The 26,845-nt window shown below is 71.6% G+C and carries 20 protein-coding genes and 1 pseudogene; 10 read left to right on the top strand and 11 right to left on the bottom strand.

Going from position 1 to position 26,845, the window contains the following annotated elements; translation table 11 throughout:
* Positions 1-78: 78 nt before the first annotated feature.
* Entirely contained in the window at positions 79-2,937 is a 2,859-nt protein-coding gene (locus AW270_RS07940) for a helix-turn-helix transcriptional regulator (RefSeq protein WP_245674606.1), read from the top strand.
* A gap of 67 nt (positions 2,938-3,004) precedes the next feature.
* Positions 3,005-3,436, top strand: coding sequence for a cupin domain-containing protein (locus AW270_RS07935; RefSeq protein WP_061292292.1), 432 nt, complete (start codon positions 3,005-3,007; stop codon positions 3,434-3,436).
* On the opposite strand, the gene AW270_RS07930 is transcribed toward AW270_RS07935, so the two are convergent.
* Positions 3,420-4,013 (bottom strand): GNAT family N-acetyltransferase, encoded by a 594-nt coding sequence (locus AW270_RS07930; RefSeq protein ID WP_218009119.1) that lies wholly within the window; start codon positions 4,011-4,013, stop codon positions 3,420-3,422. The genes AW270_RS07935 and AW270_RS07930 overlap by 17 nt on opposite strands.
* A 60-nt stretch (positions 4,014-4,073) precedes the next feature.
* On the opposite strand from AW270_RS07930, the gene AW270_RS07925 reads away from it, so the two are divergent.
* Positions 4,074-5,615 carry an aldehyde dehydrogenase family protein gene (locus tag AW270_RS07925; protein WP_061292290.1) on the top strand — a complete coding sequence of 514 codons (1,542 nt, stop codon included), beginning with the start codon at positions 4,074-4,076 and terminating at the stop codon, positions 5,613-5,615.
* Between the two features lie 156 nt (positions 5,616-5,771).
* Here the strand turns inward: AW270_RS07925 and AW270_RS07920 are convergent, their stop codons facing one another.
* Positions 5,772-7,280, bottom strand: a complete 1,509-nt coding sequence (locus tag AW270_RS07920) for a S8 family peptidase (RefSeq protein ID WP_061292288.1) — start codon at positions 7,278-7,280, stop codon at positions 5,772-5,774.
* Positions 7,281-7,415: 135 nt separating this feature from the next.
* On the bottom strand, positions 7,416-7,853 hold the full coding sequence (locus AW270_RS07915) for a hypothetical protein (RefSeq protein ID WP_218009118.1): 438 nt from the start codon (positions 7,851-7,853) through the stop codon (positions 7,416-7,418).
* Positions 7,854-7,951: 98 nt separating this feature from the next.
* Here AW270_RS07915 and AW270_RS37575 point away from each other — a divergent pair.
* Positions 7,952-8,752, top strand: a pseudogene (locus AW270_RS37575) (RNA-guided endonuclease InsQ/TnpB family protein); the annotation flags it as partial.
* Between the two features lie 74 nt (positions 8,753-8,826).
* On the opposite strand, the gene AW270_RS07910 reads toward AW270_RS37575, so the two are convergent.
* From AW270_RS07910 to AW270_RS07900, 3 genes are all read right to left on the bottom strand, one after another.
* The gene (locus AW270_RS07910; RefSeq protein WP_061292286.1) at positions 8,827-10,644 is read right to left on the bottom strand and encodes a M14 family metallopeptidase; all 1,818 of its coding nucleotides are present in this window, start codon (positions 10,642-10,644) and stop codon (positions 8,827-8,829) included.
* 114 nt (positions 10,645-10,758) lie between these two features.
* On the bottom strand, positions 10,759-13,683 hold the full coding sequence (locus AW270_RS07905; RefSeq protein WP_061292283.1) for an AAA family ATPase: 2,925 nt from the start codon (positions 13,681-13,683) through the stop codon (positions 10,759-10,761).
* Positions 13,684-13,692: 9 nt separating this feature from the next.
* Entirely contained in the window at positions 13,693-14,340 is a 648-nt protein-coding gene (locus tag AW270_RS07900) for a hypothetical protein (RefSeq protein WP_157521754.1), read from the bottom strand.
* 540 nt (positions 14,341-14,880) lie between these two features.
* On the opposite strand from AW270_RS07900, the gene AW270_RS07895 reads away from it, so the two are divergent.
* Positions 14,881-15,639, top strand: coding sequence for an SDR family NAD(P)-dependent oxidoreductase (locus AW270_RS07895; RefSeq protein WP_061292279.1), 759 nt, complete (start codon positions 14,881-14,883; stop codon positions 15,637-15,639).
* Here AW270_RS07895 and AW270_RS07890 read toward each other — a convergent pair.
* Complete coding sequence (locus AW270_RS07890) at positions 15,632-16,669, bottom strand: glycosyltransferase (protein WP_061292278.1); 1,038 nt, start codon at positions 16,667-16,669, stop codon at positions 15,632-15,634. The two genes, AW270_RS07895 and AW270_RS07890, sit on opposite strands and share 8 nt — an antisense overlap.
* Before the next feature lie 301 nt (positions 16,670-16,970).
* Here AW270_RS07890 and AW270_RS07885 point away from each other — a divergent pair, with 301 nt between their 5' ends.
* From AW270_RS07885 to AW270_RS07875, 3 genes are read left to right on the top strand one after another with little or no spacing between them, the layout of a single operon-like run.
* Entirely contained in the window at positions 16,971-17,753 is a 783-nt protein-coding gene (locus AW270_RS07885) for an NAD-dependent epimerase/dehydratase family protein (protein ID WP_063819127.1), read from the top strand.
* On the top strand, positions 17,750-18,739 hold the full coding sequence (locus AW270_RS07880; protein WP_061292274.1) for a glycosyltransferase family 4 protein: 990 nt from the start codon (positions 17,750-17,752) through the stop codon (positions 18,737-18,739). The genes AW270_RS07885 and AW270_RS07880 overlap by 4 nt, the downstream gene beginning before the upstream one ends.
* The gene (locus AW270_RS07875) at positions 18,736-19,986 is read left to right on the top strand and encodes a tyrosine-protein kinase domain-containing protein (RefSeq protein WP_082801382.1); all 1,251 of its coding nucleotides are present in this window, start codon (positions 18,736-18,738) and stop codon (positions 19,984-19,986) included. The genes AW270_RS07880 and AW270_RS07875 overlap by 4 nt, the downstream gene beginning before the upstream one ends.
* A 121-nt stretch (positions 19,987-20,107) precedes the next feature.
* Here the strand turns inward: AW270_RS07875 and AW270_RS07870 are convergent, their stop codons facing one another.
* Positions 20,108-21,433 carry a hypothetical protein gene (locus tag AW270_RS07870; RefSeq protein ID WP_061292270.1) on the bottom strand — a complete coding sequence of 442 codons (1,326 nt, stop codon included), beginning with the start codon at positions 21,431-21,433 and terminating at the stop codon, positions 20,108-20,110.
* 291 nt (positions 21,434-21,724) lie between these two features.
* Between AW270_RS07870 and AW270_RS07865 the strand changes: the two genes are divergently transcribed.
* Positions 21,725-22,552 (top strand): hypothetical protein, encoded by an 828-nt coding sequence (locus tag AW270_RS07865; RefSeq protein ID WP_061292268.1) that lies wholly within the window; start codon positions 21,725-21,727, stop codon positions 22,550-22,552.
* Between the two features lie 76 nt (positions 22,553-22,628).
* Here AW270_RS07865 and AW270_RS07860 read toward each other — a convergent pair whose 3' ends face one another.
* Positions 22,629-23,852 carry an ABC transporter ATP-binding protein gene (locus AW270_RS07860; protein WP_061292266.1) on the bottom strand — a complete coding sequence of 408 codons (1,224 nt, stop codon included), beginning with the start codon at positions 23,850-23,852 and terminating at the stop codon, positions 22,629-22,631.
* A gap of 200 nt (positions 23,853-24,052) precedes the next feature.
* On the opposite strand from AW270_RS07860, the gene AW270_RS07855 reads away from it, so the two are divergent.
* Entirely contained in the window at positions 24,053-25,060 is a 1,008-nt protein-coding gene (locus AW270_RS07855) for a LacI family DNA-binding transcriptional regulator (RefSeq protein WP_061292264.1), read from the top strand.
* Here the strand turns inward: AW270_RS07855 and AW270_RS07850 are convergent.
* Together AW270_RS07850 and AW270_RS07845 are read right to left on the bottom strand one after the other, a co-directional pair.
* A complete protein-coding gene (locus AW270_RS07850) occupies positions 25,032-26,417 on the bottom strand; it encodes a DUF4012 domain-containing protein (protein WP_061292263.1) in 1,386 nt (461 codons plus the stop codon). The genes AW270_RS07855 and AW270_RS07850 overlap by 29 nt on opposite strands.
* The gene (locus AW270_RS07845; protein ID WP_061292261.1) at positions 26,414-26,713 is read right to left on the bottom strand and encodes a hypothetical protein; all 300 of its coding nucleotides are present in this window, start codon (positions 26,711-26,713) and stop codon (positions 26,414-26,416) included. The genes AW270_RS07850 and AW270_RS07845 overlap by 4 nt, the downstream gene beginning before the upstream one ends.
* Positions 26,714-26,845: the final 132 nt, after the last annotated feature.

The raw sequence follows: 26,845 nt of genomic DNA, 5'->3' as shown, positions 1-26,845 counted from the left end.
AGCCCCGCCGGACGACAAAAAGCGCGCCGTGGATCAAGGCCTCCGGGATCTGTCGGGGTGACGTGCCATACTCGCAGCGTGGTGGGCCGAAAGACACAAAACGGGCTCGTGGGGCGGGCGCTCCAGCTCGACCGGCTGTCCCGGGTGCTCGACGCTGCGGTCGGCCGGATGGCCGGGGTGGCGCTCGTCGGGGGCGACGCGGGGATCGGCAAGACGCGGATCGTCCGCGAGCTGACCGCGATCGCGCGCGAGCGCGGCTTCACGGTGCTGGTGGGCCAGTGCGCCGAACTGGGCGACGCGCTCCCCTATCTGCCGCTCGCCGACGCGCTGCGCAGTCCCGACGCCGCCGCCGCCCTGGAGTCGCGGCCGGTCCTGCGGCGGCTGCTGCCGGGGGCCGACACGGGCGGGTCCGACGCGCTGAGCGGGGCGCTGGCGCAGCAGCGGCTGTTCGGCGCGACTTTGGGCCTGCTGGGCGAGCTGGCCGACCGGGCGCCGACGATGATGGTGTTCGAAGACCTCCACTGGGCCGACCACTCCACCCGTGACCTGCTGGTCTTCCTCACGCGCATGCTGCAGCGGGAGCGCGTCGTCCTGGTGGGCACCTACCGGACCGACGATCTGCACCGCCGCCATCCGCTGCGGCCGGTGCTGGCCGAGTTGCAGCGGCTGCCGCTGGTCGTGCCGGTGGAGCTGCCGCCGCTCGACGACGACGCGATGGCCACCCACCTCACCGCTCTGGGCGGCGGGAACGCCGGGCTGATCGGCGGCGTCGTCGGGCGGGCCGGCGGGAATCCGTTCTTCGCCGAGGAGCTGCTCCAGGCCGGCGCGAGCGGCGACCGGCTGCCCGCGACCCTCGCCGACCTGCTGATGGCCCGGGTCGAAGGGCTGTCCGACACCGCCCAGCAGGTGCTCCGGGTGGCGGCCGTGGCGGGGCGGCGGGTCGACCACAACGTGCTGCGCGCGGTGGCCGGGCTGGCCGACGGCCCGCTGGAGGAGGCGCTGCGCGAGATCGTCTCGCGCGGGCTGCTCACCGTCGACCAGCACATCGGCTACGACTTCCGCCACGCCCTCCTCCAGGAGGCGGTCTACGACGATCTCCTGCCGGGCGAGCGCACCCGCCTCCACATGGAGTTCGCGGCGCTGCTGACCGCCTCCGGCGGCCGGGCCGCCGAGCTGGCCCACCACTATTCGGCCGCCCACGACGTGCGCGGCGCGCTGATCACCTCGCTGGAGGCGGGCCGGCGGGCGGTCGGCATGGGCGCCCCGGCCGAGGCCCACCGCCACTTCGACCGGGCGCTGGAGGTGTGGGAGCAGGTCCCCGACGCCGAGGCGATCACCGCCACGACCCGGATCCGGCTCATCCTCGACAGCGCCGCGGCGGCGGCCGACAGCGGCGACAACCACCGCGCCATCGCCCACCTGCGGCGGCTGCGCCAGATCGTCACCGAACCCCAGCTGGTGGCCGAGACCAACGAGCGCCTGGCCTGGTACCAGGCCGACGGCGACGACTTCGCCGGCATGGCCGAGGTCGCCGAGACGGCCGTCAAAGCCGTCGACCAGGGCCCCGAGACGCCGATGCTGGCCCGCGCCCTGGCCACCCACGCCCGCACTTTGTGGGCCGTCGACCGCATCGACGACGCCCGCGAGGCCGCCGACCGCGCCCTCGCGGTGGCCCGCCGCACCGGCTCGGCCGACGCCGAGACCGTGGCGCTGGTCTCCCTCGGCCTCCTGCAGGAGGCGCTCGGCGACCTCGACCGGGCCGAGGAGCTGCTGTCGATGGCGGCGGCGAAGACCTCCGGTTCACTTTCCGGTCATCTGCGGGCGCAGTTCAGCCTCGCCCGGCTGCAATACGAGCGCGGCGACCTCGACGCGGCGGCCAAGTCGACGGAGCTAGGGCTCCAGGTGGCCCGCGAGAACGGCCTGATGTGGAGCACGTTCGGCACCGACCTGCGGTTCCTGCGCTACCTGATCTCCTTCGCCGACGGCGACTGGGACGCCGCCGAGAAGCGGGCCGCCATGTTCGGCGTGCGCGTCGGCACCCCGCCCGAGGCGCTGCTGTCGTCGTTCGCCCTGTTCGTGGAGGTCGGCCGGGGCCGCCCGGTGGCGGCCGAGCGGCTGCGCTGGCTGGAGCCCTTCTGGGGCGCCGATGACCTGGTCACCTACATGGCCCGGGGCATGGCCGCCGAGCTCGCCCTGTGGCGCGGCGACCCGCACGAGGCGCTCGGCCACGTCGACGCGGTCGTGGCCGTGCAGCAGCCCCACGACTCCGGCCTGATCCGCATCTCCGCCACCGGTCTGGCCGCCCTCGCCGACCTGCCTCCCGGCGACCCCGCCAGGGCCCGCGGCGCCGAGTTCGCCGAACGCGCCCGCTACGCCGCCACCCACGGCCCCGTGGGCGCCCGAACGGGTCTCGGCCCGGAGGGCCAGGGCTGGCTGGCCCGCGCCGAGGCCGAATGGCACCGCCTGAACGGCACCGCGACACCCGAGGTGTGGGAGCGCGCCCTGGCCGCGTTCGAGGGCGGTTACGTCTACGAGCAGGCCCGCATCCGCCGTCGCCTCGCCGAGACCCTCCTGGAGCGGGGCGACCGCGACCGGGCCCGCGCCGAGTGGGAGAAGGCGGTCGCCGTCGCCGACCATTTGGGCGCCGCGCCCCTGCGCCAGGCCCTCGACCTGCTGGGCCGCCGCGCCCGCTTCACCGTCCACGAATCCGCCGAACCGGAGGCGGCGAGCGTCCTCGACGCCCTGACCGGCCGCGAACGCGAGGTCCTCGCCCAGGTCGCGGCCGGCAGATCCAACCGCGAGATCGGCGAACGCCTCTTCATCAGCCAGAAGACGGCCAGCGTCCACGTCTCCAACATCCTGGCCAAACTCGGCGCCACCACCCGCACCCAGGCCGCCGCCATCGCCCACCAAGAAGGCGTGACCGCCGCCGACTGACCCGTTCGGCAGGAAGATCGCTACCCTCGGACCGGGCACCCCGCATTCCCGGGAAAGAGGAGCCGTGATGCAGAAGCCGCCGCTGGCCGAGGAGCTCGGGCTGGAGCCGCATCCCGAAGGGGGCTGGTTCGCGGAGACGTGGCGGTCGCCGGTGATGTTCTCGCCGGAGGGCTACGAAGGTCCCCGGCACAGCGCCACCGCCATCTACTTCCTGCTCGAACCGGGCGAGGAGTCGGCCTGGCACGTCGTCGCCTCCGCCGAGCTCTGGTTCTGGCACCGGGGCGGGCCGCTGGTCCTCACGTTCGGCGGCGGCGGTGACCAGCCGGAGGCCGGGGACAGCGTCGTGCTGGGACCGGACGTCCGGAACGGGCAGCGGCCGCAGGTGCTGATCCCGCCGGGTGTCTGGCAGGCGGCCAGGCCGGCGGGCGAGGAGGGCGTGCTGGTCAGCTGCGTCGTCTCGCCCGGGTTCGAGTTCGCTGACTTCAAACTGGCCGAGTAGGGACCGGGCGGTGGGCGACCTTCGCGTGGAGGTGCATGTCGTGCCAGCCGTCCGCGTGCAGGGTCGCGCTGTGGAGGAGGCCCTCCTGGCGGTAGCCGGTGCGTTCGGCGACGCGGCACGACGCGGGGTTGCCGACGCTGTGGCGGAGTTCGATGCGGTGGAGCCCCAGGTCGTCGAGGGCCCAGCGGGTCATCTCCGCGACCGCCGCCGTCGTGACGCCCTTGCCGCGGCCCTCGGGCAGCGTCCAGTAGGCGGCCTCGGCCAGGCCGAGTTCCAGGCTGAGGGAGCGGAGGGCGACGCGGCCCGCGACCACGCCCTGCCTCTCGACGACCCACGACGCGCCGGTCTCCAGCGTCCACCGGGCCCGCCAGCGGGCGATCACCGTGGCGGCCCTGGCGTGGTCGGCCTCGTGCTCCAGGTTCCACAGGCGGATGTCGGGGTCGGCGAAGGCGGCCACGACGACGGACTCGTCGCCCGACTCGCGGAAGGGGCGCAGCAGCAGGTCTCCGGTCCGCAGCACCGGCTGGGCCCGATCGCGCATGGCGCCGGCGGGGACGACCTCGGGGATGACGTACACACGCCCATCCTGCCGCCCGGAATAGGGTGAACAGCACGCGCACGACGAGGAGGTCGCACGATGGCCCGGCAGATCGTTTCCGTCATCGGGGGTAAGGACGAGGCGTTCGGAACGCCCTATGTGTCCATGAACCCCGCCCGGCTCACGCAGGTCGTCGCCGAGGTGGCGCTGGCCGACGCGGCGACGTTCGCGGCGGCGTGCCGGAGCGCGGCGGGGGCGCAGAAAGAATGGGCGAAGGTGCCGGCGCCGGTGCGCGGCCGGGTGATCGCCTCGATCGGGCGGCTCGTGGAGGCCAACGCCGAGTCGCTGGCGCGGCTGGTCACCGAGGAGATCGGCAAGCCCTACGCCGAGGCGCTCGGCGAGGTGCGGGAGATCGTCGACACGTGTGACTTCTTCCTCGGCGAGGGGCGGCGGCTCTACGGGCAGACCGTCCCGTCGGAAATGCCCGACAAGAACCTGTTCACCTTCCGCACCCCGGTCGGGGTCGCGGCGGTGATCACGGCGGGGAACTTCCCGGTGGCGGTGCCGTCGTGGTATCTGGTGCCGGCGCTGCTGTGCGGGAACGCGGTGGTGTGGAAACCGGCCGAGTACGCCGCCGCGACCGCCGCCGCGCTGCACCGGATCTTCTCCGCCGCCGGGCTGCCCGACGGCGTGTTCAACATCGTCTTCGCCGACGGCGAGCAGACCTACGCGGGGCTGGAGGCGGCCCTCGAAGAGGGCGTCGTCCACAAGGTCGGGTTCACCGGCTCGTCGGAGGTCGGGCGGCGGATCGGCGAGCTGTGCGGGCGGCACCTCCAGTCGGCGTGCCTGGAGCTCGGCGGCAAGAACCCGATGGTGGTCATGCCCGACGCCGACCTGACGCTGGCCGTCGAGGGCGCCCTGTTCTCCGGGTTCGGCACCGCCGGTCAGCGCTGCACCTCGCTCGGCACGGTGCTCGTCCACGAGTCCATCCACACCGACTTCGTGGCCCGGTTCACCGCCGCCGCGCAGTCGGCCCATGTCGGCGACCCGTCCCGGAAGGTGCTGATGGGTCCGCTGCTCGACCGGAAGTTCGCCGACCGCTACGAGGAGTTCCTGACCTGGATCGGCGACCACCACACGGTCGTCGGCCCGATCGGCCGGATTACCGAGTCGAACCCGTGTGGCCACTTCGTCGGCGACGACCCGAACGAGGGGCTCTACTACCACCCGGTGATTGTCGACGGCGTGAAGCCCACCGACCGGCTGTTCCTGGAGGAGACGTTCGGCCCGATCGTGGGCGTGACGACGTTCTCAACCCTCGACGAGGCGATCGACCTGGCCAACCTGCCCGGCTACGGGCTGTCGTCGTCGATCTACACGCGGAACCCGCAGGCCGCGTTCCGCTTCCGCGCCGGGGTGTCGGCCGGGATGGTCAGCGTCAACAACTCCACGTCGGGCGCCGAGGCGCACCTGCCGTTCGGCGGCAACGGCAAGTCGGGCAACGGCAGCCGCCAGTCGGGCATGTGGGTGCTCGACCAGTTCACCCGCTGGCAGGCGATGAACTGGGACTTCTCCGGGCGGCTCCAGAAGGCGCAGATGGATGTGGCGGAGATCGTCCCGGACCTGGAATTCAGGATTTGAAAGGCTTTCTTCCGTTACGGCTCCGCCTACACCGGCCCCGACCGCCGTCCCCGCCCCGCGCCGTCTCCGCGCGCCGGCCCCCGCTCCCGCCGCTCACCGTGACGACGTGAAAAGGTCCGGCCCCCACGCCGGAGCCGGACCTTTCCGATCAGGGGGTCACGCGCAGCGGGAGACCAGGTCCCAGTAACCGGAGCGGGTCTCCTGGAGACTGCGCTGCGTGCTGCCGGTGACGCCGAGGTAGTCGTTGGAGCCCTTGGCGTACACGAGGAAGAAGAACTCCACGTAGGCCCGCCCGGCGGAGACGTGGGCGTTGTTCGTGGCGGTCACGCACTTCCTCGCCGGGGCGGTCGGGGTGACCGTCGGGGACGCCGAGGGACGGGGCGTGACCGAAGGGCTCGGGACCGTGCTCGGGCTCGGGCTCGGGCTGACGGTCGGGGTGGCCGACGGGGTGGCCGACGGGGTGGCCGACGGTGAGGGCGACGGGGACGCGGTCCCGGTCCCCGTGTTCAGCAGCACGTTGGGCGAACCGCTGCCCGGGTTCGTCACGGCGCCGGTCACGCCTTCGCGGACCAGGGTGTCCCTGATCTGGGCGGGGGTCGCGGCGGGCGTACCGGCGAGAACCAGGGCGGCCGCCCCCACGACGTGCGGGGTCGCCATCGAGGTGCCGCTGATGGTGCTCTTGGCGGTCGGGGAGTTGTACCAGGCCGAGGTGATGTCGGTGCCCGGCGCGAAGATGTCGAGGCAGTCGCCGTAGTTGGAGTACGACGCCCGCGCGTCGTTCTTGGCGGTCGCGCCGACGGTGATGCCCTCGGGCACCCGCGAGGGCGACGACGAGCAGGCGTCGCGGCTCTCGTTGCCGGCCGCCAGGCCGTAGGTCACGCCCGACTTGATGGAGTTCTTCACAGCGGTGTCGACGGCGGTCGAGGCCGAGCCGCCGAGCGACATGTTCGCGACGGCCGGCTTGGCCGCGTTGGCGGTCACCCAGTCGATGCCGGCGATGACGCCTGAGTTGCTGCCCCGCCCGGCGCAGTCGAGCACCCGCACGCCGACCAGCTTCACGCCCTTCGCCACGCCGTAGGCGGTGCCGCCGACGGTCCCGGCGACGTGGGTGCCGTGGCCGTTGCAGTCGGCCGCGTCGTCGTCGTTCTGCACGAAGTCCCGGCCGGACGACGCCCGCCCGCCGAAGTCCTGGTGGGTGGTGAGGATGCCGGTGTCGATGATGTACGCCGTCACCCCCGCCCCCGTCCCGCTGTAGGTGTAGCGGGAGTTCAGCGGGAGGGCGCGCTGGTCGATGCGGTCCAGGCCCCACGACGGCGGGTTGGCCTGCTCGGCGTCGATCGTCACGACGGCGTCCTGCTCGACGTAGGCGACGTCGGGGTCGGCGGCGTAGGCGCGCGCCTCCTTGGCGGTGGCCTCGACGGAGAAGCCCTTGATGGCCCGGTTGTAGACGTTCGTCACCTCCCCGCCGTTCTCGGCGGCGAGGTCGCGGGACTGCGCGCGGACGTCCGTCGTCTGCTTCAGCACGACGATGTAACTGCCGGGGATCGCGTCGGGGTTGGCCGTCCCCATGACGGTGGCCGGGCGGGCCTGAGCAGGCACGGCCAGCGACGCGCCCGCGAGCGCGGTGGCAGCGAGCAGCGCCGCGACTCGGGGGATTCGGTGCATCGGGGGTCCTTTCCTGGGTGGCGCACGCAGACGAAACGCCCGAATGAGGGCATGACGAAACGCCAGGTCAGATGGGGCGGAATCACCCGCCTGTCCCGAGCTTCCAGGAAATTTCCGGTCAAAACCGGCGGTATATCATTTCCGGTCTGACGCCCTGAGGGCGCGGACGACTGCTAGTACAGTCGGCAGTTCGTCGTCGTCCAGCGCGTCGACCAGGTCGCGCAGCTGCTGCCGGATCGCCCCCGGATCGTGCGCCAGCCACCGCCCCCGGGGCCGCCGCGGCCCCAGCAGCGTGACGAGCGAGTCGGCCGGCAGCCCGAGGATCGACTCCAGCTCCCGCACCGCCGCCAGCGACCGCGACCGCTCCGGCCGGGACCGCCCACGCTGCCAGTTGCTCAGACTGGCCAGGCTGACATGGGCCCCCCGCTCGGCGAGCCGCGCGTGCAGCCGCTCCAGGGAAAGACCCCGGGCCGCGATGGCGGCCCGGAGCGCACGTTCGAACGGCCCGGTGCGGAGCAGGACGGCGAGCTCCCGTTCGGGGCCCCGCGACCGGTCGTTAATCACACATGCCACGTTTACACCGGTAAGGGTAGCTAGTCCATGATGTTGTCCCGAGACGGCCGTCACCTTTTTGAACGGCTCCGTTGCCGCCGATCGCCAAGTGACGGCAGGTGAGTAGTGCTGTACTGATCGCGCGGAATCATCGAGCGCGTGGGCGGTGCCGGGCGTACTCGCAGCCCGAACATCCGGACTCGGCCTATGTGCGGTTGCAGGGCGTCGGCCACATCCGCGTGCATCGCCACCGGCCCGTGGTCGGAACGGTGAAGACGATCAGTGTCAAACGGGGGGGCCACCGCTGGTTCGTCGTCCTGTCCTGGGATGACGTCCCCGCCACGCGGTTGCCCACGACCGGGACCGTGGTCGGCGTCGACCTGGGAGTCGCCAGGCTGCTGACGACCAGCGACGGCGATCATGTCGCCAACCCGCGCCACCTCGCGGCGAGCGCCGATCGGCTCGCGGCGGCCCAGAGGGGGCTCGCCCGCAAGGAACGGGGATCCCGGCGCCGCCGCCGGGCCGTGGCGCGCATCGCGGCTCTGCACGCGAAGGTCGGCCGTCAACGACTCGACCACGCGCACAAGGCCGCGAACACGCTGGTGCGAGACGACGACGTGATCGTGCACGAAGCACTCCAGATCGCGAACATGACCCGCCGTGCCAGGCCCGAACCGGACGCGGACGGGTTCCTTCCCAACGGCGCGGCCGCCAAGTCCGGACTGAACAGGAGCATTCTCGACGCGGGCTGGGGGGTGTTCCTGACGATCCTGTCCTACAAGGCTGAAAGCGCCGGTCGAGAGCTGATCGCGGTGAACCCGGCCGGCACGTCCCGTACGTGCGCCCGATGCGGGCACCGCGCTGCGGACAACCGTGTCAGCCAAGCCGAGTTCCGATGTACGGCGTGCGGTCACACCGCACATGCCGACGTCACCCTCCGCCGAGCCGTGACGGCTTTGCGGGAAACCGGCGCTTTCAGGCATCGGAGGAGTCACTACTGCTGGGTGATCTTCACATCATCAACGGCGGCCTCGACCAGTGAGGCGGTGCCGGTGTCGGCTGCGGAGACCGTGATCTGGACGGTCTGGCCGGCGAAGGCGGCCAGGTTGACCGAGGCCGCGGCCCAGGCGCCGTTGCGGTTGCTGGCCGCGCCGAGCTGCTGGAAGACCTGGGTTCCGTTGACCGAGACACGGAGGTAGTCGGTGGTGGAGGAGTTGCTGCCGTGGGCCAGGTACCAGGAGAACGACAAGGTCAGGGTGCCGGTGCTGGGCAGGGTGATCTGCGGGGAGCGGATCGAGGTGACGCCGCCGTCGAGGTCGTAGTCGCCCGCCGAGGCGCCCGCGAGGGGGCCGGTGACCAGGTCGAACGAGCCGCTGACGGTGGTGCCGAGCTGCTTGGCGCCGCTGGAGGTGGTGGCGTCGGGGTTGGCGCGGGTGAACTGGCCGAGGGTGGCGGTGTCGGTGCCGAGCGGGTTGGCCGTCCAGCCGGTGGCGGTCTCGAAGTCGTCGCTGTAGACGGTGGTGGCCGGCGGGCCGCCGCCGCAGTACTGCGACTGCTTGCCGATGACCTTGTAGACGCAGTCGGCGCTCTCCAGGAACAGCAGCGTGGCCTCGCGGTTGCGGGTGGTCTGCGGCACGATCGCCTCGTCGGGCGGGTAGAAGCCGGGGTTGGACGCCACGGGGTACATCTCGAACGTGTAGGAGAAGATCTTGTACGCGCCCCACATCCAGTCGTCGATCGACCCGTCGGTGATGTAGAGGTCGCTGGCCTGCTCGGGCGTGTAGTTGTTGGTGGCGGCCATCTGCTGGCCGAGCACGGCGTGGGCGTCGCGGTCGTCCTGGGTCAGGCCGGCGGCGGTGTTGGCGGTCGTGTAGCCGTAGGGCCACAGGATCAGCTCGCCGTAGGAGTGCCAGTCGATGTGCGCCTTGATCTGCTGCGTCCCGCTGACGACGCGGCCTCGCACGAAGTCGGCGATGGCCCGCACCTCGGGCGCCGACTCGGCCGACGGGCCCCGGTAGGTGTCGGAGGAGGTCGTGCCGGAGGAGCCGCCGCAGCAGCCCCAGTTGTAGGCCCAGTTGCGGTTGAGGTCGGTGCCGACCGCGCTCGACCCGGTGTTGGGCTGGCGGTTCTTGCGCCAGCTCCGGTAGGAGCCGGTGGCGATGTCGTACTCGCTGCCGTCGGGGTTGACGTTCGGGACGATCCAGATCTCGCGCGAGTTCACGATGTTCGTGATGCGCGTGTCGCTCCCGTAGGAGTCGGTGAGCAGGTTCAGCAGGTAGACGGCCATCTCGACGGTCAGGTGCTCGCGGGCGTGCTGGCCGTGGGTGAAGAGCACCTCGGGCTCGGCCTCGTCGGTGGCGACGTTGTCGCTGATCTTGACGGCGTAGATCTCCCGGCCCTGGTACGACGTGCCGATCGAGACCTTCCTGGCCAGGGTGGGATGGTCGGCGAGGACGGTGTTCACGACCGCGTTGAGCTCGGCGACGTTGTGGTAGGCGCTGTCGGCGGGCGGGAAGTCCAGGGGCTGCGGCACGACCGGGGTGAGCCGGTTGGGCGCGGCCTGGACCGTGTGGCCGAGGGCCCGGATCGCCGCGACCTCCTGGCTCGTGGCGGTGACCACGATGCGGTCGGCGGCCACCTCGTCGATGGCGGCGCCGGTGCGCGCGACGGCGGTGCGCTGCTCCTGGGTGCTCACCCCGTCGACGGTGTACTGGCGGTTGGGCGGGGGTTCGGCCCCGGCTCCGGCGCTCGTCAGCCCTGTGGTGAGGACCAGGACGATCAGTGAGAGAACAACTGTCAGGCGCTGCTTCATGAGGATTAACGTGAATCGGCCCTGCCGCCGAGGCAAGGCCGACTCGCGATCTTCCGGCAAGTCCGTCGTCCGGTGGACTCAGGACTGCGGTTCCTTCGTTCTAATCTGTGTTTTCTACTTCTCCCGGCCGTCGTATCCGAGCAGCCTCATGGCCACTTCGGGGTCCATCGCGGCGGCGAGGAGCTGGGCCCGTTCGTTGGCCCGGTCGCGTGCCTCCTCGGCGCGCCGCCGGTTGGCCTGCTGCGCACGGACGACCCCCACGATGATCGCCGCGATGGCGACGACCCCGAGCAGGCCCAGGAAGAACACGATGACCGTGTTGGCCGGCAGGCCCGGCACCAGTTCTGCCGTGGCGCTCGTGGCGCCGCCGGAGACGGCGATCACCACCAGCACCAGCGCGGCCAGCGCGAGCGCGGCGCCGAACAGGCCCCACAGCAGCCCGCGCGACCGCGAGCTGGCGGGCTTGGCCGCCGCCGTCTCGGGCGGCGGCGGGGCGCCGTTGCCGTTGGAGGTGGCCCACGGGACGAAGTCGACCGCGCCGTTGCCGTTGACGGGGACGACCGCGCCGGAGATGGTCCCGGCCGGGGCGAAGGCGGGCGCGGCGCCGTTGCCCACGATCACCGAGGCCGGCTGGAGCGCGAGCTGGCGCACGCGCGGCTGCGGCATCGTGACGGTGACCTTGGCGTGCTCGCGGTGCGCCGTGACGGCCGCCTCGTGGTACTCCTCCAGTTCCCGCTGGAAGTCCTCGTCGTCGTAGACGGTGCCGTCGATGAGCGGGCCGTGGGTCCGCTCGATGACGGCCATGACGTCTTCGCCGTTGAGGGTCTTGTGGGTCTCCAGCGCGTGGGCGACGGCCAGGACCTGCGCGCGGTTCTCGCGGAGCAGCTCCTCGGTCTTCTCCAGCAGCCGCGCCAGGGTGAACTCGATGCGGGTCGGCGCGCTCTCGGGCCCGATGTCGCTCTGCCGGTCCTTGAGGTTGGGCGCGAGGAACCCGATGGTCCCGGGGGGCCGCCGCCGGCTCTGGTCGGGGGTGCCCATGCCGAGGCCGAGCTCCTGGAGCGCGGGCAGCGCGGAGATGCCGACGCCCATGCCCCAATGGGTCTCCATCAGACCCGCGACGTAGGTCGCGTTCATCAGGTCGCCCGAGACGCCCGAGGAGTTGTCGTCGCCGAAGAACATGCGCTCACCGGCCAGCGAGGCGACCGACACCATGATGTCGGCCTCGTGCTCCGACCTCCACCGGGTGAACTGGTCCTCCGGCTTGATGCTGGAGACCATGCCCAGGTAGTCGGCGCCCTTCTCGATCGTCGCGATGTCGATCTCGAGGTGCTGGCGGGTCCGGTAGGCCACGACGGCGTGGCAGGCCTCGTGGACGGCCACCGCGTGGCGCTCGCGCTCGATGTACTCGACGTCGTCGGGCGGGCCGAGCTGCTTGAGCCGCTTGGCCCTGGTCACGTCGGCCCAGGTGATCACCTCGCGGCCGTCGCGGATCGCGGTGATCAGGGACTCGTTGACCAGGTCCTTGATCGTCGCGCCGGTGGCGTAGGGGGTGATCGTGGCGAGCTTGTCGATCTGCTCGGCGGTCAGTTCGTGCCGCACCTTGTTGAAGTAGCCCTCGTAGGTGCGGATACGGCCGGGCTTGGACGGATAGCCCACCTTGTAGATCCGGTCGATGCGGCCGGGCCGCAGGAGCGCCTCGTCGAGCGCGTTGGGCATGTTCGTCGCCATCATGACGAGGATCCGGTACTTGGGCGGCGGCTTGGGCCGCATGCCGAGGATCCGGCGCACGTGGCGGTTGATGATGCCGCGCGGCTTCTTCAGGCCGGACAGCTCGGTGAGCAGGGCCTGCAGGGTGCCCATGTCGCCACCGCCGCCGCCCATCATGTTGCCGCCCATCATGAACCGGCTGCGGCGGCCCGTGTCGGGGGCCGCCTCGGTGGTGGCGGCGAACGACTTCTGGAACAGCGTCTGCTGGGCGCCCTCGGACAGGTAGGACATGCCGTGGCAGGCGTCGCCGAAGGCGGGGCTGAAGCCCTGGCCGGTCTGCGGGCCCTGCTGGGCCAGCGAGCCGCGGCGGCCGAGCGAGTCGGCCTCGTCGAAGAAGACGATGACGCCGCCGTAGCGCAGGGCCAGCTTGCGCAGCTTGCGGAACAGCGACTTGACCTTGAGGATGCCGACGCCCATGAACATGTTCGTGAACGCGCCCGGGTCGACGAAGACGTAAGGCCTGCCGGTCTCGCCCGCGACGGCCTCGGCCATCAGGGTCTTGCCGGTGCCGGGCGGACCCCACAGGAGGAGACCGCTGGGTACGTATCCGCCGCGCTGCTCGATCTCGTCGGGCCGCTCCAGGAAGACGATGTTCTCCTTGACCCGCTCGACGACGTGGTCCTGGCCCCAGACGTCGCTGAAGCGCGTCTTGATGTCGTCGGGGAAGTAGGTCTCGACGCCGCCCTTGGACAGGAACCAGAAGATCGCCACGAACTGGAGGACGACGAACACCAGGATCATGCTGTACTGGATGATCATCGGCAGCCACGACCAGACCAGCGCCGGGAACTGGAACAGCGCCATGATCGGCGACATGTCCCCCGGCAGGAGCTGGGCCAGGACGAAGGCCAGCAGCGTGATCCAGAAGATCCACTTGATCGCGCGGGTGATCCGGAACCGGTTCCAGTCGGAGAAGGTCCGCTGGTTCCAGTTGTTGAAGCCGCCGAAGACCTTCTTGGTCCAGAACTGGTGGTAGCCGGCCGAGCGCTCACTGATCAGGAAGTGGATCTGCCGGACGAAGTCGAGCCCGATCAGCCAGAGCAGCCAGGGCGTGGCCTCCGCCTGGTAGGCGAGCGCGTCCCAGAAGTTCATGACGCCTTCGAACTCGCCCATCGTCTTCATGGCGAGCAGCAGGAAGATCGCCGACAGCACGATGATGATCTTCGCGCGGTCCCAGAAGGCCATCTTCTTGCGGGTGCGCGGGTCCCTGTCGTCGGGACCTGATCCGGGTGGCCGGAGTCCCTCGTATTGCGGCGGGGGGGCCGTTTTCATGTGGGCTCCTTACCCGAGGTTGTTCTTCACCTTGAACGACTTCGCGATCGAGTCGAACTCGGCCTGGCGCTGCTGGAAACACGTCGCCGAGCAGCGGATCAGGAACGTCGACAACTTGCCGCCGTCGGCCGACACCCAGCTCGTCTGCTGGAACGTCTGCAGCGGGCCCCCCATGTAACGGAGGCTGAACTGCAGGCGCACGCCTTTCGCGCCGTTGTCGCCTTCGAGCACGTCGTCGGCGGTGAGTTCGAAGTTCTTGTACGGGTAGTCCTTTTCCTGTTCCTTCTGAGCCAGCTCCGCCGGGGTCATCGTGACGGGGAAGTTCAGGAGGGTGCGCAGGGCGTTCAGCGACACGTCCTGCTTCTGTCCCTCGGTGAGGGTCTGCACGATCGCGAACGCGAAGGGTTCGTTCGGCCCTCCCGGCCCACCGGTGAAGAAGTGGTCGATGGAGGGCTGTGCGTGACCGTCGTAGGCGACGGTCCAGATTCGCTCCTTCATCACCTGGCTGGTCGCCGAGGACGGATCGCCGAGGAACGCGGCGTCGATGGATTTCTGATCGACCTGATGCCAGGCCGCGGGGACTTTGAAGTAGGTGCCGCCGCCCGAGTCACGCACGAATGTGTAATCCGAGCCGCCGCACCCGGACAGACCGGCCATCAGCGCAGCGACCGCGAAGGTCGCCGCCGTGCCGGACCCCGCCCGCCATGTCTTCACAGGGCCATACCTCCGCTTTGCGGGTCTACGAGGTAGTAGTGCCCGTTTTCCAAGTATCCCGCTACCGGGACGGTTGTTACATCTTGGAAAACTTGACCAAATCTTGCCCGGATCTTAGCCGCAGTTGTGACGTGATCATAGGGCGGCGGCGACCGCTTGCCAGAACACCCAACGTGCGGCGGCAGCGTAGGCCGCAAAGGATAAGACGGGCGTAAGTCGCACTTCCCTCAGATCTATCGGTGATACGTGAACTCGGCGAAGGATATGTGACCTGCGGCAAAGCGACGAATCGGCGCACGTCAGGCTCGGAGAGGCGGTGGGGAGCCGAATCCCCGGCCAATATCGGCACCGGCTTATCCCGGGTTCTGCACGCTAATTCGGACGTATCGAAAAGCGTGAACCGTGGCGTACGGGACGACTGGTGCGGCGGTGATCTCTCGCGCCACGCGAGACGCGTCCGGTCGGGGGGCTAGGCTGCGGGCCATGCCCACCGCACTCGTCACCGGCGCGACCGCCGGGATCGGCGCGGCGTTCGCCCGCCGCCTGGCCGCCGACGGCTTCTCTCTCGTGCTGGTCGCCCGCGACCGCGACCGGCTGGCCGAGCAGGCCGCGCTGGTCGCCCGCCGCTACGGCGTCGACGCCGAGGTGCTGCCCGCCGACCTGTCGACCGACGACGGCCTGAAGGTCGTCGAGGAGCGGCTGCGCGAGGGCGTCGACCTGCTGGTCAACAACGCCGGGTTCGGCAACCGGGCGATGTTCCTCAGCGCGCCGGTCGAAGACGAGCTCACCATGATGAAGGTCCACTGCGAGGCGGTGCTGCGGCTCACCTACGCCGCCCTCCCCCACATGCGGGCCAAGGGCCGCGGCGGGGTGATCAACGTGGCGTCGGTGGCGGCGTTCTTCACCCGGGGCACCTACGGCGCGTCCAAGGCCTGGGTGGTCAACTTCAGCGGCGCGGTCGCCGCCGAGACCAACGCCGACGGGGTGCGGGTGATGGCGCTCTGCCCCGGCTTCGTGCACACCGAGTTCCACCAGCGGGCCGGCATGGACACCACCAGCATCCCGAAGTACCTCTGGCTGGAGGCCGACCCCGTGGTGCGGACCGCGATGCGCGACCTGGCCCTCGGCAAGGTCGTCAGCGTGCCCGACCCGCGCTACAAGGTGATCGTCGGCGTCGGGCGGCTGCTGCCGCAGAACCTGACCGCCCGCATCTCCACCCACATCGGCCGCCGCTTCAGGTGACCAGTCGTTCGTAGACGCCCGACATCTGGTCGACGAACCGGGGCAGCCCGAAATAGAGCCTGGCCTTCTCGGCGGCGGCCTCCCCGAGACGCCCCGCGTAGCCGGGGTCGCGCAGGATCCGGACGACCGAGGCGGCCAGCAGCCCCGGGTCGGGCTCGGTGAGCAGCCCGGTCACCCGGTCGTCGACGACCTCGGGCACCCCGCCCACCCGCGTGGCGACGGCGGGCACCCCGGCGGCGGCGGCCCTGACCAGCTCCAGCGGGATGCCCTCGTAGTCGCTGGTCAGCAGCATGACGTCGGTCGCGGCGTGGACGACGTCCAGGTCGGCGCGGCGGCCGAAGAACCCGATGGCGTCGCCGAACCGGCCCGCCTTGGCCCGGGTGTCGGTGGCCAGCTCGCCGCCGCCGACCACGACGACCTTCGTCATCGGCAGCCCGCGCAGCACGAGCGCGATCGTGTCCAGGAACCGGTCGGGCCGCCGCTGCTTGGTGATCCGCCCGACGTAGGCCACCACGGGCACGTCGGCCGGCAGCCCCAGCCGGGCCCGCGCCACCTCGCGGCTCGGCCGGGCTCCCGTCCGCACGCCGGGTCTGACCACGACGTACTGACCGGGGGTGCCCACCCCGGCGGCGAGCAGGTCGTCGCGGACCTGGGCGCCGTCGGCGATGAGCCGCTCGCTGAACCTGGCCAGCCGCCGCTCGACCGCGGGCCTGCGGGGGTGGACGTCGAAGGTGTGGACGCGCGCCGGGACCCCGGTCATCCGCGCCGCCGTCCGGCCCAGCGCGCCCGCCCTGGCGGTGTGGGTGTGCACGATGTCCGGCCGGAACCGGCGCATCTCGCCGACCAGCCGGGCCAGCGCGCGCGGGCCGTCCTCGGGCAGGAGGTGCGCCCGGTCGTGCGGCGTGGCGGTGTAGAGGCGCTGCTCGAACCGGCCGGGGTCGAGGTGGTCGAGCAGCGTGACGGCCTGGAGCGCGGGTCCCCCGGCGTCCAGCTCTGTGATCACCCGCATGACCCTGATGCGCTCACCCATGGCCCGGCCCCCCGTTTCGCCCCGTTGCGGTATGTCTGCCCGGCGGGCAGTCTCGCCGAGGCGGAGCCCGCGGAGAGGCGTTCACCAGCGGGAATGTCAACCGCTTGCGAAGGATTAGCGGCCCGTTTGCCACGGTGACCCGGTTTGACCCCATTCAACCCGTCGCCGGGGTGGGCGGGAGCGACCTGCTCGGGTGTCCAATATTTGCGCAAAAGGCGGCGCAAGCCCGCGCGTGGCACCTCCGAGTCGTGATCGCGGCGTCCCTACCGTCTCTCTCGCCCACCCGACAGCGAGGAGCACCGTGGCGCACCATCTGATCACCGGGGGCAGCGGTTTCGTCGGCTCCCACCTGACCGGGGCCCTGCTCGCCCGGGGGGACACGGTCACCGTCCTCGACGATCTGTCCACCGGGCCGGCGGCCAACCTGCGGCATCTGCGCGGGCACCCGGCGCTGACCTTCCTCCAGGGATCGGTCCTGGACGCGCCGCTGGTCGACGAGCTGGTCGGCGGGTGTGACGCGGTCGTCCATCTGGCGGGGGGCGGGGCGGTGCTCGACGCGGCCCGGCGGCACGGGCGCAAGGTCCTGGTGGGCACCGGCGACCACACCTCCGGCGAGGGGCGGCCCGGGGCGACGTCCCGGACCGAGAAGGACCTGCTCGTCGTGGTCGCGCGGCTGTTCGACGTGGCCGGGCCGCGGCAGGGCGACGAGCACCTGGTGCCGAGGCTGATCCGGCAGGCGCTGACCGGGGTGGACCTGGTCGTGCCGGGCGACGGGTCGCGGACGCGGTGTCTCACCCATGTCCGCGACGTGGTGGAGGCGCTGACGCTGCTGCTCGACGAGCCGTTCGCGCTCGGCGGCATCTTCGACGTCGGGACCGACGAGGAGGTCAGCGTGCTGGAGCTGGCCAAGGCCGTCGTCGAGCTGGCCGGGAGCCCGTCGGGCATCACCTTCCACGGCGGCGCCGCGGAACCGGCGGCCCGGGTGGCCGACGCCTCGCGGCTGCGGGCGCTGACCGGCTGGCGGCCCCGCCGCGACCTGGACGAGATCCTGCTCGACACGATCAGCGAGGCCCGGGTCCGGTGAACCCCGCGATCGTGCTCAGCACGGCCGTCTCGGCGACCGCCGTGGGCGCGCTGGCCATCGTGCCGCTGCGCCGCCTGGCCCTGCGGGTCGGGCTGGTCGACCACCCCGGCGGCCACAAGGCGCACCTGTCCCCGACCCCCTGCCTGGGCGGCCCGGCCATCATCCTCGGCACGGCCCTCGGCGTGAGCGACGACCCGCGGGTCCGCGCCCTGATCTTCGGCGGGCTGGTGTTCGCCCTGGTCGGCCTGATCGACGACGCCCGCCCGCTGGGACGGCTGCCCCGGCTCGCCGTGGAGACCCCCGCCGCCCTCCTCGTCGCGGTCAACGGGGTGCGCGCCGACCTGACCGGCGTCCTGTGGCTCGACACGGCGCTGACGGCGGCCTGGCTGGTGTTCGCGGCCAACGCGTTCAACCTCCTCGACAACATGGACGGCGCCCTCGGCACGGTGACCGTGGTGACCGGCCTGACCCTCGGGGCCGCCGCGCTGGCCGCCGGGGCGGGGCGGGTGGCGCTGGTGCCGTTCGCGCTGGCCGGGGCCGCCGCCGGGTTCCTCGTCCACAACTGGAGCCCGGCGCGGATGTTCATGGGCGACTGCGGCTCGCTGTTCGTCGGCTTCACCGTCGCCGGCGTGTCCCTGCTGGTCTTCGACGGGGCCGCGCGGGCGCCGGCCGGGGCGCTGCTGGCGACGTTCACCGCGACGGTCGACACCGGGGTGGTGCTGCTGGCGCGCGCCCTCCACCACCGGCCGCTCACCCGCGGCGGCACCGACCACGTGGCCCATCGGCTGCGCCGGGTCGGGCTGCCCGTGCCGGTGATCGTCTTCGTTCTCTCGGCGAGCGCGGGGGTGAGCGGCGTCATGGGCGTGGCGGTGACCTCGGGCGTGGTCCCGCCGCTCGTCGCGCTGTTCGGCGCGGGCGGCGCGGCGGTCGCCGGGGTGCTCGCGTTCCAGCAGGTCGACGTCTACCGGGTGGCGGTGGCGGCATGAGGGAAGGGGTCCGGCTGGTGCGCCGGGGCTGGTGGATCCTGCTGCTCGCCGCCGTCGGCGGGGCGGGGTGCGCGCTGCTGGTGACCGGGCACATGCCGGTCAAGTACGCCGCCACGGCCTCGATGATGATCGACCAGAGGGACGCGCTGTCGCAGCAGCGGCTGAAGTCCTACGCCGGGCTGGTGACCAGCAGGCGGCTGCTGCTGGAGATCGCCGTGACCGAGCGTCTCGACCCGGCGGCGCTGGCGGGCAACGTGCGGGCCGAGACGGTGCCCGGGACGGTGCTGCTGCGGGCGATCGTGACCGACTCCGACCCCGCCCGCGCCGCGCGCGTCGCCAACCGGATCGGCGACGAGCTCAGCGGGCTGATCCACACCCTCGGGAACCGGCCGGCGATCAAGGTGGCGGTGATCGATCCGGCGACGGTGCCCGTCTCGCCCGTGTCGCCCAAGCCGCCGATCAACGTGGCGGCCGGGATCCTCCTGGGCCTGGTGTTCGCCTACGGCCTGCTGATGCTGCGCTCCCGGCTGGACACGGCCGTCGCCGACAGCGACGACCTCGCCGCCGCGATCGGCGCGCCCACGCTGGGCGTCATCGGGCGCGACCGGCGGCAGCCCCTGGCCGTCACCGAGGCGTTCCGCGCCCTGCGCACCAACCTGCAGTTCGTGGGGGTGGACGGGCGCCCGCGCTCGCTGCTGGTCACGAGCAGCGGGACCGGCGAGGGCAAGTCGACCCTGGCGATCAACCTGGCGCTGGCCGTCGCCCAGACGGGCCGGCGGGTCGCGCTGGTCGACGCCGACCTGCGGCGGCCCTCGATCGCCCGGTGCCTGGGCCTGGAGCCTGCGATGGGGCTGACCGACGTGCTGGCCGGCTCGGCGCGGCTGCCCGAGGCGCTGCGGCGGTGGCGGGACGTCGACGTCCTGCCGAGCGGCCGGATCCCGCCGAACCCCAGCGAACTGGCGGGTTCGCCGGGGATGCTCCGGGTGATGTCCGACCTGACGGCCGACCACGACCTGGTGATCGTGGACGCGCCCCCGCTGCTGCCGGTGACCGACGCGTCGGTGCTGGCGACGGTGTGCGACGGGGTGCTGCTGGTCGCCCGCGCCGGGCGGACCCGCCGGGACGCGCTCACCCAGGCGACCGGGCAACTCGGGCGGGTCAAGGCGCGGGTGGTCGGCGGGGTGTTGAATTTCGCCCCGGCACGGCCGCGTTCGCCCTACCCCGAGAGCCGGATGACGTTCCGGTGAAGAAGAACTCCACGAGGGCCCGGACGAAAAGCGCGAATATATTCCCGACGGAAATCAACGGCGCATTCTCCGGCCGCGTGGCATGCGGCCGGAGAACGGCGTCTTCGTGGTGCGCCCTGCGTCAGGGAGTGGCCAGGCCGCTGTCGAGCCTGCACCCGTCGGGCGTGCGGCCGTTGTCGCACCTGTTGAGCTGGAGGGCGTCCAGCGCGTAGGCGAACGACTGCCCCGCCGGGCTCACCACCGAGGCCTGCACGCTCGCCGCCCCCGCCGGCGCGACCGCCGACACGTTGTACTCGGCCCAGTCGGGGGTCAGGGCGCTGAGCGCGCCGTCACTGCTCGACAGCGCCACGCCCGCCGCGTTGTACCAGGTCAGCCGTAACTTGACCGAGCCCGAGCCCGTCGTCGTCAGCCGGGCGAAGAACTTGTACCGCCGCCCCGGCGTCACCGCCGGCCTACGGGTGACCGACAGCACCCCGTCAGCCCACGACTGGACGTTCATCGTCAGCGACCGCCGCCCGTCGTAGTAGCGGGCCGACACCGCGTTCTCCGGTCCGGGCGGGGTGACCTGCATCCATCCCCCGCCGGACACGCCGAACCCGGTCGGGTAGGCGTAGGGGGCGTCCGCCTCGACGGTGCGCTCCTGCGCGGTCAGCAGGTCGTTGCTGTAGCCGACGTCGCAGCAGACCGGCGCGGTGAGCATGGACCAGGTCGCCAGGTTGGCCCTGCGCTGGTGCGGATAGCTGCTCGTGTAGAACAGCGCAGTGAGCTCGCTCGGGTCGTAGTAGTTGTTGAACTCCTGGTCCACCGACCAGGTGTGCCAGGGCGTCGACATGACGTCGGCGTCCTCGTGCAGGACCGCCTCCGTCACCTTGGCGTGGTCGACGTCGAACAGGTGGATGAACTCGTGCAGCATGGCGGCGCTGTCCCATTCGTCGGTCACCGCCACGCAGAGCACGTCGCAGTGGGCGACCGCCCCGCCTTGGAAGTCCTCGAAGACCATGTAGGTCCGGTTGCCGGGGTCGTAACCGGCCGCCACCAGGTCCTGCTCGATGACGTGGGCTGGGGTGTCGCCGCCGATCACCGCGTTCTCGATCTTCTCGGGGACGACCAGGGACCGGGCGAAGTCGGCCTGGCCCGACCGGCAGCTCAGCTTGACGTGCTGGTCGTAGTCGGTCGACTGGTCCAGCGACCAGTCGACGCGGTCGACGATCGTGGCGATCCGGTCGGCGAACTGGTCATAGCGGTTGCCGAACTCCTCGCTCCAGGCGTAGACGACCTGGACCGCCGGGGTGCTCCCGGTGGCGACGGCGGGATCGGTCAGGGTGGTGACACAGCCCGGCCGGGGCACCTGCGCGTCGGCCGGCTGGGCGTGGGGGACGAAGGGCTCGTCGGTGACGGGGCTGAAATCGGCATGTGCCGGATTCGCCGTCGATGTGATGGAAATCACCGCCAGGAATGCAACAAACAAATGCATCGCTCGTACGCGCACAGTTTCCTCCCATAACGGAATCGAAGCGCCTCGAAATGAAAGAAAAACAGTCCCCGGTTTCGGCGTCGTTGCGTGTCGATCCTGGTGTTGATTGCGTACCGGCAACCATGGGGCCCGGGCGTTAAAGGGAAATGACGAAAATTGTCCATGTACGACTACGGGCAACCGGCGGGTAAAAGGGCGCGGTACGGGGCTCCGGCAGGGGTCACCGTGCGGGAATGGGGGCGCCGCTCCCGCGAAGGAGACACCGTGAACACCAGATTCAGAGCCGTCTCGCTCGTCATCGCCCTGGCCGCCGGGCTCGTCGTCGCGGGCGCGGGCCCTTCGTCGGCCGACGTCCCCGGCCGCGTCACGGTCAGCGAGGTCAGCGACAGGAATTCCGACGACAAGGGCGCCGAGGTGCACTGCCCGGACGGCACCCATGTGATCGGCACCGGGGCCGAGATCACCAGCGGCGGCGGAGCCGTCGTCATCGACGAGGTCATCCCGACCGCGTACACGGTCAGCGCCTACGGCGTGGAGACCCTGGCCGGCACGAGCGCGGAGTGGACCATCCGGGTGTGGGCCGTGTGCGGGAACCCGCGCACGAACACCTACATCCGCTACCAGACGACCGCGTCACACCCCAACCCCAAGACGCTCGCGCTCGCCTGCCACGAGGGCGACTGGCTGGTCGGCTCCGGCTACCAGCTGGAGGGGGCGCGGGGCAACGTGAGCGTCACCGGGCTGATCCCCACCCTCCACGACGTCTTCGTGGAGACGAAGGAGAACCACCGCGGCTACGGCGGCAACTACTACCTGCGGGTGTTCGCGATCTGCGTCGAGGACGCGCCCTCCGGGCTCCAGGTCGTGTACGAGGAGAGCGACGAGAACTCCGTGGACAAGGGCGCCGTCCGGCCCTGTCCCGAGGGGAAGCAGACGCTGAGCGCGGGATTCTCGATCCCCGGCGCGGCCGGTGAGACCATCCTCACCTATTTCATCCCGACCAACGAGACCGCCATCACGTACGCGCACGAGCTGAGCACCACGAGCCGTGAGTGGAGCGTCCGGGCGTACGCGACCTGCGCGAACGAGTGAGAGAAGGACAGAGCCCGCCCGGCCGAACGGAGGGGGGAAGCCGGCGGGGCGGGCTCTGCCGTTGAAGGGGATGCCGTCAGCGGCCGACGTTGGCCGGGTGGCCGATGGACAGACCGCTCTCGACGTCGAAGAAGTGCAGGTTGTGGGTGTCCACGACCAGTTCGATGTTCTGGCCGGGGCGCACGTGGCTGCGGGCGTTCACGCGGGCGGTCCACAGCGACTTGTCGCCCGAGAGCGGCAGGGTGGCGGCCTCTTCCTCGTCACCGTCGTTGGCGGCCGCGACGGTGTCCTTGTGCTCGACCGGCGGGGCGTCGATGGTGAACAGCACGTTGATCTCGGAGCCGAGCTCCTCGGTCACGTTGGCCTTGACGGGCACGCGGGCCCAGCCGGCGGAGGAGCCGTTCGCGGCGACCGCGTCCTCGAAGTCGGAGGGGCGGATGCCGAGGATGATGCGCTTGCCGATGTAGCGGTCGAGACCGGCCTTCTCGGCGAACGCCGAGTCGGGCACCGGGAGCTTGTAGCCGGCGAAGGCCACGGCCGCGCCCGCGCCGTCGCGGACCAGCTCGGCGTAGGCGAAGTTCATCGACGGGGAGCCCATGAAGCCGGCGACGAACAGGTTGACCGGCTTGTCGAACAGGTTCTGCGGGGTGTCGACCTGCTGGAGGATGCCGTCGCGGAGCACGCAGACCCGGTCGCCGAGGGTCATGGCCTCGACCTGGTCGTGGGTGACGTAGACGGTGGTGACGCCGAGGCGCTCGTGGAGCTGGTTGAGCGAGGCGCGCATCGACACGCGGAGCTTGGCGTCGAGGTTGGACAGCGGCTCGTCCATGAGGAAGGCCTGCGGCTCGCGCACGATGGCGCGGCCCATCGCGACACGCTGGCGCTGACCACCGGAGAGGGCGGCCGGCTTGCGCTTGAGGTACTGCTCCAGGCCCAGCATCTTGGCGGCCTCGTTGACGCGCTTGGCGATCTCGGGCTTGCTCATCTTGCGGAGCTTGAGGCCGAAGGCCAGGTTCTCCTCGACCGTCATGTGCGGGTAGAGGGCGTAGTTCTGGAACACCATCGCGATGTCGCGGTCCTTCGGCGGGAGGTGGTTCACCACCCGGTCGCCGATGACGATCTCGCCGCCGCTGATGTCCTCAAGGCCGGCGATCATGCGGAGGGCGGTGGACTTGCCACAGCCCGAAGGGCCGACGAGAACCATGAACTCGCCGTCCTTGATCTCCAGGTTGAGGCCGTTCACGGCCTTGACCCCGCCCGCGTAGATCTTGTCGACGTTGTTCAGAACGATAGATGCCATGCCCGTCCTTCGCGCTCCGGAAGGCACGCGCGAACCCCGGCGCCGCCTCCCCATTGAGGGAAATGTGGATACGTTTTCATGCATCTCACCCGAACCGGACATCTGTGTCAAGCGACTCGCCCGGTTTCCGCTCGTCATCGAGTGTCGCGTTATCGTTCCGAGACTGGCCGTGACGATGGAATGATGATGGAATCGTTTCCATGAGTACTCCTGGACCGCGCCGGATCACCATCAAGGACGTCGCCGAACTGGCGGGAGTCGGGGTGGCGACGGTGTCGCGGGTGTTGTCGGGCGGGTCGGCCAGCGCGGAGACCCGGGAGCGGGTGCTCGACGCGGCGACCAAGCTCGACTACCGGCCCAGCGCCCTCGGCCGCAACCTCCGCCAGCAGCGCAGCGGCGGGGTCGCGCTGCTCGTCCCCGACATCACCGACGGCTTCTACGCGCGCCTGTGCGACGGCGTGCTGTCGTGCGCCCGGTCCTACCGCGAGCCGGTGACGATCGGGGTGACCGGCGACGACGCCGAGCAGGAGGCCGACCTGGTCGGCGGCCTGCTGGAGCAGAGCATGGACCGGATCATCGCGGTGCCGAGCGGCGACGGCGAGATGTGGGCCAGCGCGGTGCGGGCCGGGCTGAACGTCGTGTTCGCCGACCGCCGCGTGTGGTCGCCCGGCAGCCACGCGCGCACCCTCGACGAGGTCCCGGCCGTGCTGTCCGACGACCGCTCCGGGCTGCGCACCGCCATCGAATACCTGACCGGGCTCGGCCACCGCAAGATCGGCTTCCTGGCCCGGCAGGGCATGAACCAGCGGGTCGCGGCCTTCCGCGAGGCGATGGGCGACCTGCTCGACGAGGACCTGGTGGTCTTCGCGCGGGCCAGCCGCGACTCGGCCTACGCAGCCGCGGCCGGGCTGTTCCAGCGCCGGGCCGACCTGACGGCGGTGATCGCCGGGGGGAACATGCTCGGCGAGGCCGCCGTGCTGGCCGCCCGCGAGCTCTATGTGCGCATCCCGCGCGACCTGTCGCTCATCATGTTCGACGACGTCCCGTGGGCGGAGCTGTGCTCGCCCCCGCTGACCGTGATCGCGCAACCGGCCTCCGACGTGGGCTACCGCGCCGCCGAACTGGTCCTGCGGCACGGCCGCAGGCCCCGGACGGTGTCCCTGCCGACCGAGCTGATCGTCAGGAGCAGCTGCGGTCCCCGTCGCTGACCCCGGCCGTGACACCGGTGGTGATCACGGTCCGCTGCGGCTTGGCCATCGGCTGCTCCGGCACGACCGGCGCGGCCGTGGAGGCGGGCTCGGCGATCCGCAGCTCCAGCGTCCGGGTCGCCCCGGCGGCCAGGTCGAGCGTCGTGGAGAAGACCGGGTGGCCGTGCTCGACCTCCTCCTCCAGGTTCGCGACCTTCCCGTCGAGGTAGGCCTTCTCCAGCCGCGACCCCACCGAGGTGAACACCGAGACCCAGACCTTCCCGTCGCCGTCGCCGTTGCGCAGCGTCGCCGAGACCGTGCTGCCGCACTCCGGGGACACCCGGTACTCGACGGTGCGGTCGAGCCTGCGGCCGATCCCCTCGCCTCCGGCGTCGTTGACGACGACGTACGCGAACGGACCGGGGGCGGGCGTCAGCGTCCCGGCGAGCGGGGTGCGCTCCAGCAGCCGCTGCCGCGCCGGGTCGGACGCCCAGATCCGGATGTGCCCCTGGTCGATGACCCTCATCAGGCCGGGCAGCCCGGCCAGGCCCGACAGCCGAGCGAGCGTGGCCGCGTCGGCGCCGATCACGCCGTCGACCGGCAGCCCGTGGTGGGCGGCCCAGACGCGGGCGGCGTACGGGAAGTGCGGTGACCGGTTCGACGACGCCAGCTCGCGGGTGGCGTCGGTGCCGTAGCGGGCGGCGTAACCGGCCCCGAGGTCGAAGGCCGGGCCGGGGGGCTCGTTGGGGACCTGGCGGACCGGTTCGACGGTCCAGCCGGTCGGCGCGATCGTGACCACCCCGAACCCGCGCACCACTCCCCCGGTCGCGCGGGCCCTGTCGGGGCTCTGCACGGCGACCAGGAACCGGCCGCGCAGCCCGGCCAGCGCGGCCAGCGTGTCGACCCGGCGCAGCGCGGCGACCTGGGGCAGCGCGGCGCGGGCGGCCTGGAGGTGGGTGAGGGCCTGCGGGATCCGGGCCTGGTCGTGCTCCAGCAGCAGTTCCAGGCCCGTGGCCAGGTCGAGCGCGGCCCGCGCGTAGGTCCTGGCCGTCCTCGCCGGCCCGCCGGAGAACGGGAGATGGGCCAGCAGCGCCCAGTCACGGCCGGAGGTGTACCGCATCGCGGCCTCCGCGCTGCCGCGCGCCTCGCGGACCCGGGCGGCGACCTCGGGACCGGGCGGGACCAGCCGGGTGGAGTCGGCGAGCCGCTTGAACGCGGCCCTGGCGTCGGCCAGGTGCCGCCCCGCGCAGACCCCGAGGTAGACGGGCCAGGCCACGCCGATCGTGGTGGCGGTCAGCGCGGTCGCCGCGACGGAGGTCCGCAGCCAGCCCCTGCGCTTCCAGCCGAGGCGGGCCCAGCCGACCCGCGCCCACCTCACGTCAGCCGCCGCACGACGGCCCGCCTGCGGCGGCGCGCCCCGACGGCCAGCAGCACGCCGGTCAGCGCCAGCCCCGACGCGGCGACCCCCAGCGCCTCCAGGGGCGCGCCGGTGAACGGCAGGTCGTCGCTGACGGGGCGGTGGGGGCCCGCCGGAGCGCCCCATCCGTCGAAGAACTCGACCGTCGCCTGGTCACCCGTGACGAACGTGTCGGCCACGTCGTGCCGGACCGGCGCGGCGGCGGCCAGACAGGTCCACAGAAGCCCTGCGCAGGCGAGGGCACGCGCCGCGACCATGGCCCTCCCCCGGAAAGATCAGCGGACTCCGGCCGCTGGGAAGCTGTCCCGAAGAGGTCGGGCCGGTGCTCTCTTCCTACGAGGACGGCCGGGCGGGCCCGCCCGGCGGCGCGCCCGCATGACCGAAACTTG

The organism is Herbidospora cretacea (genome assembly GCF_001570605.1).
In the GTDB taxonomy this organism is placed as follows: Bacteria; Actinomycetota; Actinomycetes; order Streptosporangiales; family Streptosporangiaceae; genus Herbidospora; species Herbidospora cretacea.
Note: the sequence above shows the minus strand (reverse complement) of the source record. Positions and strands in the feature narration are given on the sequence as shown.

Bases quoted from the DNA above. Each gene is read 5' to 3' on its own strand.
- AW270_RS07935 (WP_061292292.1), top strand. From the start codon at position 3,005: ATGCAGAAGCCGCCGCTGGCCGAGGAGCTCGGGCTGGAGCCGCATCCC.
- AW270_RS07925 (WP_061292290.1), top strand. From the start codon at position 4,074: ATGGCCCGGCAGATCGTTTCCGTCATCGGGGGTAAGGACGAGGCGTTC.
- AW270_RS07920 (WP_061292288.1), bottom strand. From the start codon at position 7,280: ATGCACCGAATCCCCCGAGTCGCGGCGCTGCTCGCTGCCACCGCGCTC.
- AW270_RS07910 (WP_061292286.1), bottom strand. From the start codon at position 10,644: ATGAAGCAGCGCCTGACAGTTGTTCTCTCACTGATCGTCCTGGTCCTC.
- AW270_RS07905 (WP_061292283.1), bottom strand. From the start codon at position 13,683: ATGAAAACGGCCCCCCCGCCGCAATACGAGGGACTCCGGCCACCCGGA.
- AW270_RS07900 (WP_157521754.1), bottom strand. From the start codon at position 14,340: ATGGCCGGTCTGTCCGGGTGCGGCGGCTCGGATTACACATTCGTGCGT.
- AW270_RS07895 (WP_061292279.1), top strand. From the start codon at position 14,881: ATGCCCACCGCACTCGTCACCGGCGCGACCGCCGGGATCGGCGCGGCG.
- AW270_RS07890 (WP_061292278.1), bottom strand. From the start codon at position 16,669: ATGGGTGAGCGCATCAGGGTCATGCGGGTGATCACAGAGCTGGACGCC.
- AW270_RS07875 (WP_082801382.1), top strand. From the start codon at position 18,736: ATGAGGGAAGGGGTCCGGCTGGTGCGCCGGGGCTGGTGGATCCTGCTG.
- AW270_RS07860 (WP_061292266.1), bottom strand. From the start codon at position 23,852: ATGGCATCTATCGTTCTGAACAACGTCGACAAGATCTACGCGGGCGGG.
- AW270_RS07855 (WP_061292264.1), top strand. From the start codon at position 24,053: ATGAGTACTCCTGGACCGCGCCGGATCACCATCAAGGACGTCGCCGAA.
- AW270_RS07845 (WP_061292261.1), bottom strand. From the start codon at position 26,713: ATGGTCGCGGCGCGTGCCCTCGCCTGCGCAGGGCTTCTGTGGACCTGT.